Origin of the sequence: Rhodococcus sp. SORGH_AS_0303 (genome assembly GCF_030819335.1) — a bacterium.
Taxonomy (GTDB): Bacteria; Actinomycetota; Actinomycetes; order Mycobacteriales; family Mycobacteriaceae; genus Rhodococcoides.
The window spans coordinates 74890-87351 of record NZ_JAUTBO010000001.1 but is presented as its reverse complement, the minus strand read 5'-3'; the positions used below and the strand labels follow the sequence as shown (position 1 = coordinate 87351).

General features: G+C 68.1%; 12 protein-coding genes and 3 tRNA genes. 11 read left to right on the top strand and 4 right to left on the bottom strand.

Going from position 1 to position 12462, the window contains the following annotated elements:
- Positions 1-42 precede the first annotated feature (42 nt).
- Positions 43-1089 (bottom strand): L-glyceraldehyde 3-phosphate reductase, encoded by a 1047-nt coding sequence (gene mgrA / locus QE449_RS00480; protein WP_027506567.1) that lies wholly within the window; start codon positions 1087-1089, stop codon positions 43-45.
- 79 nt (positions 1090-1168) lie between these two features.
- On the opposite strand from mgrA, the gene QE449_RS00475 reads away from it, so the two are divergent.
- The 3 genes from QE449_RS00475 (at position 1169) to QE449_RS00465 (ending at position 3001) form a co-directional block, all read left to right on the top strand.
- On the top strand, positions 1169-2344 hold the full coding sequence (locus tag QE449_RS00475) for an alpha-hydroxy-acid oxidizing protein (protein ID WP_027506568.1): 1176 nt from the start codon (positions 1169-1171) through the stop codon (positions 2342-2344).
- A gap of 50 nt (positions 2345-2394) precedes the next feature.
- Positions 2395-2901, top strand: a complete 507-nt coding sequence (locus QE449_RS00470; protein ID WP_051613546.1) for a MarR family winged helix-turn-helix transcriptional regulator — start codon at positions 2395-2397, stop codon at positions 2899-2901.
- A 10-nt stretch (positions 2902-2911) separates the two neighbouring features.
- A tRNA-Ser gene (locus tag QE449_RS00465) sits at positions 2912-3001 on the top strand.
- A gap of 67 nt (positions 3002-3068) precedes the next feature.
- Here QE449_RS00465 and QE449_RS00460 read toward each other — a convergent pair.
- Complete coding sequence (locus tag QE449_RS00460) at positions 3069-4325, bottom strand: CdaR family transcriptional regulator (protein ID WP_261776324.1); 1257 nt, start codon at positions 4323-4325, stop codon at positions 3069-3071.
- A gap of 544 nt (positions 4326-4869) precedes the next feature.
- Here QE449_RS00460 and QE449_RS00455 point away from each other — a divergent pair.
- Entirely contained in the window at positions 4870-5886 is a 1017-nt protein-coding gene (locus tag QE449_RS00455) for an alpha/beta hydrolase family protein (RefSeq protein WP_027506571.1), read from the top strand.
- Positions 5887-6136: 250 nt separating this feature from the next.
- On the opposite strand, the gene hisC is transcribed toward QE449_RS00455, so the two are convergent.
- Positions 6137-7210, bottom strand: a complete 1074-nt coding sequence (hisC, locus tag QE449_RS00450) for a histidinol-phosphate transaminase (protein WP_027506572.1) — start codon at positions 7208-7210, stop codon at positions 6137-6139.
- Positions 7211-7302: 92 nt separating this feature from the next.
- Here hisC and QE449_RS00445 point away from each other — a divergent pair, with 92 nt between their 5' ends.
- The 7 genes from QE449_RS00445 to QE449_RS00415 all read left to right on the top strand — a co-directional run bounded on the left by QE449_RS00445 (position 7303) and on the right by QE449_RS00415 (position 11793).
- Entirely contained in the window at positions 7303-8016 is a 714-nt protein-coding gene (locus QE449_RS00445; RefSeq protein WP_027506573.1) for a dienelactone hydrolase family protein, read from the top strand.
- Between the two features lie 94 nt (positions 8017-8110).
- Positions 8111-8200 (top strand) — tRNA-Ser (locus QE449_RS00440).
- 43 nt (positions 8201-8243) lie between these two features.
- Positions 8244-8319: transfer RNA gene (locus tag QE449_RS00435), tRNA-Arg, on the top strand.
- Between the two features lie 121 nt (positions 8320-8440).
- Complete coding sequence (locus QE449_RS00430) at positions 8441-9229, top strand: crotonase/enoyl-CoA hydratase family protein (RefSeq protein ID WP_027506574.1); 789 nt, start codon at positions 8441-8443, stop codon at positions 9227-9229.
- 34 nt (positions 9230-9263) lie between these two features.
- Complete coding sequence (locus QE449_RS00425; protein ID WP_373428233.1) at positions 9264-9602, top strand: DUF2834 domain-containing protein; 339 nt, start codon at positions 9264-9266, stop codon at positions 9600-9602.
- A gap of 34 nt (positions 9603-9636) precedes the next feature.
- Positions 9637-10275: a TetR/AcrR family transcriptional regulator gene (locus tag QE449_RS00420; protein WP_027506576.1), complete on the top strand. Its 639-nt coding sequence runs from the start codon at positions 9637-9639 to the stop codon at positions 10273-10275.
- Positions 10276-10419: 144 nt separating this feature from the next.
- Positions 10420-11793 carry a lipase family protein gene (locus QE449_RS00415; RefSeq protein ID WP_222633274.1) on the top strand — a complete coding sequence of 458 codons (1374 nt, stop codon included), beginning with the start codon at positions 10420-10422 and terminating at the stop codon, positions 11791-11793.
- Positions 11794-11824: 31 nt separating this feature from the next.
- Here the strand turns inward: QE449_RS00415 and QE449_RS00410 are convergent, their stop codons facing one another.
- Positions 11825-12457 (bottom strand): dihydrofolate reductase family protein, encoded by a 633-nt coding sequence (locus tag QE449_RS00410; RefSeq protein ID WP_307107991.1) that lies wholly within the window; start codon positions 12455-12457, stop codon positions 11825-11827.
- Positions 12458-12462 lie beyond the last annotated feature (5 nt).

Sequence of the window (12462 nt, the reverse complement as noted above, 5' to 3'; positions counted from 1 at the left end):
GCTGTCACGGCACTGTCGTGCCGGTGTCGTGCCGGTGTCGGATCAGATCCGTGACGGCTCTTCCCACAGGTTGATGCCGGACTCCTTGGCGTGCTCGTCGATGCGGCTCAGTTCGTCGTCGTCGAAGCGGAGTCGCGCGAGTGCACCCACGTTGTCGTCGAGCTGCTCGACGGACGAGGCGCCGATCAGCACCGTCGTGACCCGCGGGTCGCGCAGCGCCCAGGCCAACGACATCTGGGCGAGCGACTGCCCCCGCGCCGCGGCGATGTCGTTCAGCGCGTTCAGATGCCCGCGCATGTCCTCGGTCAGCCACTCGGGATCGAACGACTTCCCCTGTGCCGCGCGCGACTCGTCGGGGATTCCGCCGAGGTACTTGTCGGTCAGCATGCCCTGCGCGAGAGGGGAGAACGCGATCACTCCGACTCCCAGCTCGTCGACGGCCGGCAGCAGATCGGACTCGATCCAGCGATTGAGCATCGAGTAACTCGGCTGGTGGATCAGCAGTGGCACTCCCGCATCGGACAGCAGTGCCGCCATCTGGCGGGTGCGCGCCGCCGAGTACGAGCTGATGCCCACGTAGCGCGCCTTGCCCTGCTCGACGGCACTGACCAGCGCGCCCGCGGTCTCCTCGACGGGTGTGTCCTTGTCGGGGCGGTGGCTGTAGAAGATGTCGACGCTGTCGAGCCCCATGCGCTCGAGTGAGCGGTCCAGTGAGCTCAGCAGGTACTTGCGCGACCCGCCGAAGCCGTACGGGCCCGGCCACATGTCCCACCCCGCCTTCGTCGAGATGACCAGCTCGTCGCGGTACGGCCCGAAGTCCTCCCGCAGGATGCGGCCGAAGTTGATCTCCGCGCTGCCGTACGGCGGCCCGTAGTTGTTGGCGAGATCGAAGTGGGTGATGCCGAGGTCGAACGCCCGGCGGAGGACGGCGCGCTGGGTGGCGAGCGGCACGTCGTCACCGAAGTTGTGCCACAGCCCCAGCGAGATGGCGGGCAGCTTCAGTCCGCTCTCACCGGTACGGCGGTAGGGCATCGCTGTCGGGCGGTCGGTGTCGTAGCGGTCGGGGGAGGCGACATAGGGATCCGGCATGGCGCCATCCTGCCGGACATGTGACGCTCACCAGCGTGAAATCGTGTTGCCGGGCGTGCGCGTTCGCTAGCGTTTGCGTGTGAGCACTTTCGGCAACTTCCAGAACGAGATCTACCTGACCGGGCTCGGCGGCACGACCCCCGACCTGCCGATGACGGCCGACGGTCTCGAGGAGCGGGCGCGCGAGACGCTGTCCGCGGCCGCGTTCGCGTACATCGCCGGGAGTGCGTCCACGGAACGCACGGCGCGTGGAAACGTCGACGCGTTCGGCTCCCGCAGGATCGTTCCCCGGATGTGGCGCGGGGCCAGCGCACCGGACGCCCGCGACCTGTCGGTGACCGTGCTGGGGACCACCCTCGCCGCACCGGTGCTCACCGCGCCGATCGGCGTCCTCGGCATGGTGCACCCCGCGGCGGAACCCGCCGTCGGGTCGGCCGCCGCCGAGCTGGGGATCGGCTCGGTGCTGTCCACCGCGTCGTCCACTCCGCTCGAGGACGTCGCGGCGGAGTCCGGCGAGAGCTGGTGGTACCAGCTGTACTGGCCGTCGGACGACGGCGTCGCGGAGTCACTGGTGCGTCGTGCCACCGCGGCGGGAGCGAAGGTCATCGTCGTCACGGCGGACACCCCCGGCATCGGGTGGCGTCCGCGCGATCTCACGCTCGGTCATCTGCCCTTCCTCCGCGCCGAGGGCATCGCGAACTACCTGTCCGATCCGGTCTTTCGCTCACGCCTGGCGTCGCCTCCCGAGGAGAGTGCCGAGGCGCTGCAGATCGCGGTGCTCACCTGGGTCGGCATGTTCGGCAACCACACGCTCCGCCCGTCCGACGTCGCGCGGGTGCGTGAGTGGACGCATCTGCCCGTCGTGGTCAAGGGGATACTGCACCCCGACGATGCCCGTGCCGTCGTCGACGCGGGTGCCGACGGCGTCGTCGTCTCCAATCACGGTGGGCGACAGGTGGACAACTCGATCGCCGCGCTCGACGCGCTCGAACCCGTCGCCGCGGCCGTCGGGGATCACGCGACCGTGCTGCTCGATTCCGGTGTCCGCTCCGGCGCCGACGTGGTGGTCGCGCTGGCCCTCGGCGCCGACGCGGTGTTCTACGGGCGGCCGTGGGTGTACGGCCTGGGACTCGCGGGTCGGGAGGGTGTCGTCCATGCGCTGCGGTGCCTGCTGGGCGACCTCGACATCACCATGGGACTGGCCGGGCTGTCGTCGGTCACCGAGGTGGACGGGTCGATTCTGTACCGGTCCTGAAGATGCGCAGGTCGGCACGCGCGGGGGTCACCTCGGTCTAGCCTTCCGTCATGGTCGTTCACAGTGCGCGTCCCGAGGAGTCACAGACCGCGGCCCCGCCGGTGGCCTGGTTGAACGAGGCGGAGGCCCGCGCGTGGCGCGCGTTCATCGATGCCGACTACCGCCTCATGGACACCCTGAACCGCGACCTGCACACGCGAGAAGGTCTGACCCTGGCCGAGTACCGCATCCTGGTGCGACTGAGCGAGGCTCCCGACGGTTCGCTGCGGATGAGTCTGCTCGCCGACGGCGTGCTCTCGTCGAGGAGCCGGCTCACGCACCAGATCCGCCGAATGCAGGAGCAGGGCTTGGTCGTTCGAGACACCTGCGACGAGGACGGGCGTGGTGTCCTGGCCGTCATCACGGACGACGGACGCGCCCGCCTGGCGGCAGCGGCACCGTCGCACGTCGCTGCGGTACGGCGATGCCTGATCGATCTGCTCACGGCCGACGAACTCGCGACGATGGCCGAGGTGTTCGAGAAGGTCGATCGACGACTGCTCGCGGGAGACCACTAGTATCGATCGCGGAAGCGTGGCAGAGCGGCCCAATGCACTCGCCTTGAAAGCGAGAGACGTGTGAAAGCGTCCGGGGGTTCAAATCCCTCCGCTTCCGCCAGTGCGATGTGATCGACGACGAACGCCCCCTCCGTCCGGAGGGGGCGTTCGTGTCGGTCGGTGCCGCGTTACTTCTGCTTCGCGGCGGCGAGTCCGCGGGCCACGATGGCGGCCTGCAGGTAGCGCAGTCCCGAGGGCACGCTGGGATCGATGCCGGTGAGCTGGCCGATGCGCTTGAGGCGGTAGTCGACGGTGTTGGCGTGCACGAACAGGTGCCGCGCGGTGCGCTGGCGGTTGAGTTCGTGACCGATGTACGACGTCAGCGTGTCGAGCAGCTCGGGCGCGTCGTCGAGGGGCTTCAGAGCGCGGAGCAGCTGCTCCCGGCCGCGGCCCGGACGGGTGAGCTGGTACTCGAGCACCAGGTCCTCGGTGCGGTACATCCCGGCCGGTCGGCCGAGTTGCCGTGTGAGCGAGAGCAGTTCGTAGACGTGCTCGGCAGCACCGGGGATGTCCTCGCGCTCGGCCGACGTCATCGTGGCGGTGATCGGGATCTCGCCGGCGCGGGAGAGTCGCTCGACGAGGGTGTCCACCCACTCGCGTTCGCGCGGTGCGGGCAGGAGCACGGTGCCGCCGTCGGTGCTGAGCAGGGCCAGCGGCGACTTCCCGCACATGGTCGCGAGTTCCGCCTGGATGCGGCGCAGCTTGCGCCGTGCGGACACGGTGCGATCGACGACGGGGTTCGCCTCGTCGGGATGCTGCGGGAAGTGCAGCGCGATGACGAGGTACTCGTCGGCGAGGTCGATGCCGCACTGCTGCGCGGTGGACAGGGCGTTCTGACCGCCGCTGAGCAACGTGGTCACCAGTGTGTGCGTGGCGGTGTGGTGCTCGGACGCGACGGAGCGGTACTCCTCCACGTACGCCATGGACACCTCGGTGGTGACGGCCTCGAGGAGGCTCACCAGGACGAGCGAGTTGTCGGTGACGTTCTCGATGTTCTGAGCCTTGGCGTCACGGCTGACGAGAGTGAGACCGAAGCGGAAGCCGTCGTGATAGGCGCGCAGGATCGAGCGCAGCGGCACCCCCTCGCGAGCCCAGCGAGCGGCCGCGTCGTGGACGTTGGCGAGGTCCTTGTCCGACGGCGTCTTGCCCGATTCGAGCATGCGGACGGCGAGACCCAGGCACTTGACGGTGACCTCGGTGACGTCGCCGTGCAGGAGCTCGCCGGGGAGCGTTCCGCAGGGGGTGTTGGCCTGGAAGTGATCGACCAGATGACGCGCCACCCCTCGCAGATCGCTCATCGCCAGAGAGTTCGTGCGGGTGCCGGCGATCAGGCCCGCTTCCATGTGTCCCGGAAGCGGCTTCGGAGCTGTCTTCGGTGTGGTCATCGATCCCCCCATGACTGTGTAGTTCATGTCAGTCGTGCATGTTCTCGGGGTACCGTAACAATCATTAACGGGTCCCGAGATTGTTTCGAGATACCTATTCGAGAGCCACGGTATGCGCTCAGGCCCACTGCGGTGTCTGTTCCCGTTGTCAGGCCAACCGCTGTGACCTGCGATGACACCCCTGCATGACGCCTGTTGAGGCAAAACAAGTCGCGTTTTCACCTAGTTACATCTTGCTTTCACACAATTGACGGTGACCCACTTCATGAAATGTCACACACGTGGGTGATGCCTCGAAGTCCGGTTCACGTGTCGTCCACCGTCTCGCGGTACGCTTTCGGCACGGTTCCCGGTCTCGGTGTCCTCGTCGCCGGTTCTTGTGACCGCAGACAGGACGTCGAGCAGTCCTTTGGACCTGAAGGCGGCGTACCTACCGGCAAGTAAGTTGGTACGCGTTCCCCCGGGCGCGCGGGACGTTCCGCGCGTCGTGTCTCTCTGTTCACCGGTGGCTCCACGCGAGCCACATCGGACGAAAGGTCTGTCGATGCGACGTCCCGCTCTGCTCGCCGCGGGGTGCCTCACCGCGCTGACGCTTCTCGGCTCCGCGCCGGTGGCGGGTGCGCAGCCGGGCGTTCCGACGCCGGCCGTGGACGCGTCGTCACCCACTCGCGTCGTCTCGGTGACCATGGCGACCGATCGCCGGGCCGTCATGTCGGTGTTCTCCTCGTCGATGAACCGCGAGATCCAGGTGCAGGTGTTGCTGCCCGCCGATCGATCGGTACCGCGTCCGTCGCTGTACATGCTGGACGGGGTCAGTGCGGGCGAGGAGTCCGGCTACACGGAGAGCACGTGGACGCAGAAGACGGACGCGATCTCGTTCTTCTCGGACAAGGCCGCCAACATCGTCCTTCCCGTCGGGGGACGCGGTGCCTACTACGCCGACTGGGCCCAGCCCGATCCCGTGCTCGGCGTCAACAAGTGGGAGACGTTCCTGACGTCGGAACTGCCCCCGTTGATCGATGCCCGCTTCGACGGCAACGGCGTCAACGCGCTGATGGGTCTGTCGATGGGCGCACAGGGCGCGATGAACCTGCTGACCAAGCATCCCGATCTGTACACGGGCATCGCCGGATTCAGCGGTTGCTACGACAACCGCTCCAACGAGACGAAGAACGCGGTGCGTGCCACCGTCGGGTCCACCGGAGGCGACGCCACCAACATGTGGGGCACGAACGCGGATCCGCTGTGGGCCGAGAACGATCCGAGTACCCGCGTCGAGACGCTCCGCGGCAAGCAGGTGTACCTGTCGACGGGCAACGGATTCCCCGGACCGTACGAGGCGGGTGGCGGTTTCGGTGAGGAGATCATCGACGCGCTGACCGTCGGCGGCCCCCTCGAGGCCGCCGCGAACATCTGCACCACCGGCTTCGCCGACACGCTGCGCGCGGCGGGTGTCCCGGCGACCATCGTGTTCAAGCCGTACGGCACGCACTCCTGGCGCTACTGGCAGGACGAGATGCACAACTCGTGGCCCGTCGTGGCCAGGGCGCTCGGCCTGTAGCTGTCAGGGGCGTACGCAGTCTCCGGCGACCGCACACCCTCTCCCGCCGGCTGCAGAGGGTGTGCGCCTCACGCAAGGGGTGTGCACAGTCTCTGGTGCTCCGCCGTAAAGATCTTTCGGCGTGTGCCCGAGTGGTGCGCGTCGACCCGCCCGGTTGTCGGGGGTGTGCACACCCGCTCCGTCGACCGCACACCCTCTCCCGCCGGCTGCAGAGGGTGTGCGCCTCACGCACCGCGTGCGCACACGGGTCCTATCGCGAGGCCGTGGCCCCGGCGAACTGCTCGGCAGCCGACGCGGCGAACGCGAGGAACGCATCGTTCTCGTGTGGGTCGCCCACGGTCACGCGCACGCCGTCGTCCCCGTACGCCCGCACGATGACACCGGCCTCGGTGGACGCTGCGGAGAAGTCTCCCGACTCCGCCCCCAGCGGGATCCAGACGAAGTTCGCCGACGACTCGGGTACGTGGAATCCCATGCCGCGCAACGAGTCCCGTAACCGCGACCGCTCGGCCGTCACGGTGGCCGTGCGTGCCAGCAGTTCGTCCGAGGCCGCGAGAGATGCGACGGCGCCACTCTGCGCGACACTGCTCACGCTGAACGCGGTGTGCACCTTCTTCATCGACGTGATGATCGACGGTGCTCCGACGGCGTACCCCACCCGCAGTCCGGCGAGGCCGTAGGCCTTCGAGAACGTCCGCAGCACCACGACGTTGGGCCGGGTTCGTCCGATCTCCACGCCGTCGATCGCGCGGTCGGTGTACTCGAAGTAGGCCTCGTCCAGCACCACGACGATGTGGTCGGGGATCGCGTCGAGGAACCGTTCGAGGTCGGCGGGGTCCACCACGGTGCCCGTCGGGTTGTTCGGGTTGCACACGAACATGAGACGGGTCTTGTCCGTCACCGCTGCGGCCATCGCGTCGAGGTCGTGCACGTCGTCGTGAGTGAGCGGCACACGCACGGCGGTGGCGCCGGCGACGAGCGTGACGATGGGGTAGGCCTCGAACGAGCGCCAGCCGAAGACGACCTCGTCCCCGGCGTTGCAGGTGACCTGGACCAGTTCCTGGCACAGCGCGACCGATCCGCAGCCGACGGCGACGGTGGTGGCCGGGACGTCGAGGAAGTCCGCGAGCGCCTCGACCAGGACTGTCGACTGGTTGTCGGGATAGCGGTTCACTCCGGCCGCCGCCTCGGCGATGGCCTCGCGAACGCTGGGCAGCGGGCCGGCCGTGGTCTCGTTGCTGGCGAGTTTGATCGCGCCCGGGAACGAGCGGCCGGGCAGGTAACCGGGGATGGCATCGAGGTCGGGGCGCGTGCGTGGGGTCACGATCACCGATTATGCGCGGCGGTCGGACACAGTGTGGTCGCGGCTCTCGCTCGACCCTCGCTTTCGCCATTGTGTGCCATTACCGTGGAGCCATGTCGGGTCTCATCGAGGACACTGCGCCCATCCGCCCCCGCGACGAGGGTGCGGACACAGCCACGCTCGATCGCGTGCCGCTCACCGCGTTCGAGCCGGATAGCAGGGCTCGCGGCGGCATCGTGGTGTTGCACGAGGCGCGCGAGCTCCCGCAGGCCCTGCTCGAGTTCATGCGGTCCCTCGCCGCCGACGGCTGGTTGGTTGCGGCGCCGCACCTGTTCCACCGGGCAGCGGGCGACGACGAGGTGTTCGGCACGCCGTTGTTCGAGGACTTCGACGCCACCGTCGACTGGCTGCAGAGCCGGGGCGTCCCGACGGACTGCATCGGCGTCATCGGATTCGACGACGCCGGAACCGCAGCCGCCCTGGTGGCCACCGATCGAGCCATCGGTGCGGCGGTGAGTGTCGCTGCTCCCGGCATCGTCGAGGCGCTGACCACGGATGCGCTCGCTCTCGTCGACGCGGCGGCATCCCTCAAGGCGCCCTGGCTCGGTCTCTACGGACGCGACGACGTCCGCACTCCCGTGGAGCACGTGGAGCAGTTGCAGGAGGCCGTGTCGAAGGCGTCCGTCGCCACGCTCGTCGTCAGTTACGCCGGTGTCGAGCATCGTGCGGACGAGGAATCCGCCGTGTCGGAGGAGTCGGCCGGCGAGGAGGCGATCGTCGACGCCCAACGTCGCATCTTCGACTGGTTCGACAGTCATCTCCGATAAGACCGCCCCACCAGCCGTTTTGCGTCTACTCCGGCGCGTGTGTAATCTTCCTTCTCGGCGGTTCGCAAGGACCGGTGCCCTCGAAAGAGGTCCAGGAGGCGTGCCAGAGCGGCCGAATGGGAGTCACTGCTAATGACTTGACCCTTCACCGGGTCCGGAGGTTCAAATCCTCTCGCCTCCGCCACTTTCGACTTCGGTCGGAGGACAACTGAACAGCACCACAGCATGCGCCCGTAGCTCAACGGATAGAGCACCTGACTACGGATCAGGAGGTTAGGGGTTCGAATCCCTTCGGGCGCACCACAGAGAGCCGGTACCAGGATCATCCTGGTGCCGGCTTTCTGCATGTGCGGGTCCGGCACCTCTGTGTACTATGCGATGGAACATATAACCGGGTTCCGGCCCGCCACAGGGGGAGTGTGTCGTGACCGAGTTTCAGACCATCACTGTCGAACCGCGTGGGCACGTCCTGCACATCGGGCTGAACAGGCCGTCGAAGCGGAACTCCTTCACCACCGACATGATCCGCGAGCTGTCGACGGCCTACGGAATGGTGGAGGAGGACGACGACCTCCGTGCCGGCGTGCTGTTCGCCCACGGTGAGCACTTCACCGCCGGTCTCGATCTCGTGGACGTCGCCCAGCACCTGACGGGCGATCGCCTGCCGTTCGCCGAGGGTGGGCGAGATCCGTGGCGCCTCGACGGGACGTGGACCACTCCGGTGGTGACGGCGGTGCACGGCTGGTGCATGACGCTCGGCATCGAATTGCTGCTGGCGTCCGACATCCGGGTCGCCGCAGCCGGAACTCGTTTCTCCCAGATGGAAGTTCAGCGCGGTATCTATCCCTTCGGCGGGGCGACCCTGCGCTTCCCTCGCGAGACCGGCTGGGGGAACGCGATGCGGTGGATGCTCACCGGCGACGAGTTCGACGCCGAGGAGGCTCATCGCATCGGGCTCGTGCAGGAGGTCTGCGCGGATCCCGCGGCGACGATCGAGCGCGCGATCGAGCTCGCTCACCGCATCGCGGAGACCGCTGCGCCACTCGGTGTGCGGGCCACGCTCGAGTCCGCGCATCGCAGCCTGATCGAGGGGGACGCGGCCGCGGCTGCGCAGCTGCTCCCCGACATCCGGGCACTGTTCTCGACGTCCGATGCGGCCGAGGGGATGCTGTCGTTCGTCGAGAGACGGCAGGCCACCTTCACCGGCAGGTGATACTCATCAGATCCACACCACGAACGGAGCATCGGTGAAGACGTCGGACGAACGCAGACTCATGGCCCTCGCGGCAGTGGCGGGTGTCGCGCAGAACGCGATCGCCCAGCCCTACGTCCGGAAGCACGGGACACGATCCGCCGCCGACTTCTTCGTCGGGAAGATCTGGTCCACTGTGCCCGGACGGTTCGCGATGGTGGACCTCATCCTCGTGGTGATCGCCTTCCACGTCTGGGCGTTGCCGGAGGCGCGGCGTCTCGGCATCGTCCGGTGGTGGCTGGTCACGGTGCTCCTCACCTTCGGCGTGGGCATCGGATCTGCGATCCCGTTCTTCCTCGCCGTGCGCGCGCGGACGGTCCGCCTCGCGGGCTGACGATCGACGAGAGCCGCTTCGATAGGGTTCTCGCGTGGCAGAGGACGTGGATCGCGTCTACGGCGGACGGTCGATGACGGATCGACGTGCCGACCGGCGACGACGGTTCCTGCAGGCCGGCATCGAGGTGATCGGCGACAAGGGGTACGCCGCGACGTCCGTCGCCGACATCTGCTCGGCCGCGGGTCTGGCACGCAGCCAGTTCTACAGCGAGTTCGCCAATCGCGAGACGCTGCTCGTCGCCGTGTACGACCTCGTGCAGGACGATGCCCTCGCCGCGGTCGTCGCCGCGCTCGCCGACGCGACGGACCGCACCCGACGAGCGCTCGTCGTCGCCGCGATGACCGCGCTGATCGAGTCGTTGGGACGGGACCCACGTCGGGCACGCATCTCGTACCTCGAGATGGTCGGGGTGAGTGACGACGTCGAGCAGCACCGCAGCAGGCGCCGCGCGACCTGGGCCGAGTTCATCGAGGCGACGCTCCGTGCCGAGATCGGCGCCGACTTCGTCCCGCCGGGCGGTCACCGGCTCGCCGCCACGGCCTTCCTCGGGGCGCTCACCGAGTTGGTGTCGGACTGGTCGCGCACCCCGCCGCCCCGGCCACGCGTGGACGGGATCGTCCAGACGATGATCGCCGTCCTCGGCGCGTTCGTTCCTGACCTCGATCGATAGCGGGGATTGTTATCCAGCCCACAACGCTCTACAGTCCTGATCACAATCATGGACACGCGTGTCCAACATGTTGGATGTGCTGAACACTGTTGCCGGGCGCACATACGACTGCTGTCGAGGCTCGGCGCAGAAAGAGTGAGATCGATGTCCGCTCGTCGGTTCCGTCCTTCGTACGCACTTGCGGTGGTGGTGGCCGCCGTGGCGGTGTCCGCGACGGTGGTCACGCCCGTGTCCGCGGCGCCCGTCACCTTCCCCGCGATCCCTGAGTTCGACACCGACTTCTACCTGCCGCCCGACGCCGTGGTCGCCGCCGCCGCACCGGGAGAGATCATCGCCGCGCGTCCCGTGGACCTGGCCACGCTGAATCTGATCCCGACGCAGGTCGACGCCTGGCAGTTGTCGTACCGGTCGAACAACGGCCGGGGCGAGCCGATCCCGGCGGTGACCACCGTCATCACCCCGCGCGGCGCCGCCTCGGCTCCGCGTCCGCTGCTCTCGGTGCAGATGGCCGAGGACTCACTGGCCGCGTACTGCGCGCCGTCGTACGTCATGCGCCAGGGTGCGATCCCGTGGCCTCTGACGGGTGCCGTGACGTCCGGCGTGCAGTTCCTCGAAGTGCAGGCAGCGCTGGCCCAGGGCTGGGCGGTGTCGGTTCCGGACCATCAGGGGCCGAACAACGCGTTCGCCGCCGGTCCGGTCGCCGGACGCATCACGCTCGACGGCATCCGGGCGGCGGAGAGTTTCGCTCCGATGGGACTGTCCGGGGTGGACACGAAGGTCGGGATGAGCGGCTACTCGGGCGGAGCGATCGCCACCGGACACGCCGCCGAACTCGCCGGGACCTACGCCCCGGAGCTGAGCATCGTCGGCGCCACGGAGGGTGGCACCCCCGCCGAGCTCGCCGCCCTGGTGAACAACGCGAACAACGCGCTCGGATCCGGCATCGTTGCGGCCGGCATCATCGGCGCCAGCCGTGAGGACCCCGACTTGGCGCGATTCGTGGACGAACACATCGATCCCGCGGGTCGGGCCCTCTTCGCGGCCAAGGACAACCTGTGCGTGGGGTACACCTCTGCCCTCCTGCCGTTCCTGAACCTGAAGGGTTTCCTGCGGACCGAGGGGGATCCGTTGGAGCAGCCGGTGGTGAAGAAGTCCCTGGACGCGCTGAACCTCGGTGGCACGACGCCGACCATGCCGGTCTACGTCTACCACTCGAACCCGGACTGGTTGGTTCCCGTCGGGCCGGTGAACGGGATGGTCGACGCGTACTGCAGTCGGCCCGGAGCGAACGTCACCTACACCCGCGACCACTTCAGCGAACACCTGTCGCTGGAGGTGATCGCGTTCCCGAGTGCCGTTCTGTGGATGCGTGATCGGTTCGCCGGTGTACCTGTGGAGCCCGGTTGCCGTACCGCCGACGTCGGGTCCATGGCACTGGACGAGCGCACCTATCCCGTCTGGGTCGATGCTGTGGGCGAGATCGTCGCGGGTCTGTTCGGGAAGCCGATCGGGGGATGAGGCACCTCGTGTGACGCCCGCGACGGGCCGGTCAGAGTCCCCGGTCCGGAGCGCCCATGTCACCGGTCGTCGGCGTGCCGTCCGCCAGCGCGTACTGCAGGAACACGGTGCCACCGGGGCTCGCCTGCGGTGGGGCCACGAGGGCGAGGCTCGTCGGCAGAGCGCCGGTGTCGAACACCGTCTTTCCGACACCCAGCACGATGGGGTGCAGCCACAGGTCGAGGCGGTCGAACAACCGCTCCCGCAGCAGCGTCTGCACCAGGTCCAGACTGCCCACGACCTTGATGTCCTGATGCCGCTCTCGGATCTCGCGCACTGCGGTTGGTAGATCCGGGCCCAGTACCGAGGATCCGGCCCAGTCGAGCGTGCGCGGATCGCGCGAGGCGACGTACTTGGGAATCCCGTTGAAGAGACTCGCGATGCCGTCGTCCGGTCCGCCCTGCTGGTGCGGCCAGTACGACGCGAAGATGTCGTACGTCCGTCGCCCGAGCAGTAGCGCATCGGTGCCGCGGTAGGCCGCATTGATCTGCGCGCCGGTGACGTCGTCGATCAGCGGCGCCTGCCAGCCGCCGAACGGGAACCCGTCCGGGTCCTCGTCGGGTCCGCCGGGAGCTTGCCCGACGAGGTCGAGCGTCGCGAACATCTCGATGGTGATCGTTCCCATGGCGT